Origin of the sequence: Gemmiger formicilis, assembly GCF_016901605.1 — a bacterium.
In the GTDB taxonomy this organism is placed as follows: Bacteria; Bacillota; Clostridia; order Oscillospirales; family Ruminococcaceae; genus Gemmiger; species Gemmiger formicilis_B.
Window position 1 is genome coordinate 1 of the sequence record NZ_JACJKP010001092.1, and the last position, 209, is coordinate 209.

The 209-nt window shown below is 63.2% G+C and carries 1 pseudogene; it reads right to left on the minus strand.

Annotated features, from left to right (window positions below):
* Positions 1–209: pseudogene (locus H6B10_RS17870) on the minus strand (phosphoenolpyruvate--protein phosphotransferase); the annotation flags it as partial.

Consider the following 209-nt stretch of genomic DNA (forward strand, 5'->3'; position numbering starts at 1 on the left):
GCTGGCCAACCCCAGAATCATCCGCCGGTCCAGGCTGAACAGATCGCTGGGGAAAAACCGGTCGGCTACCAGAATGCTGGGGCGTTTCAGGTGCAGGCGACGGCGTGGCCGCCCGTCCAGAATATCCACGACGCGGCGGCAGACGTCACATACATCGACGCTGCGCTCCCGGATGTATTCGTCGTCCACATTGTTCAGGCGGCCGGCAA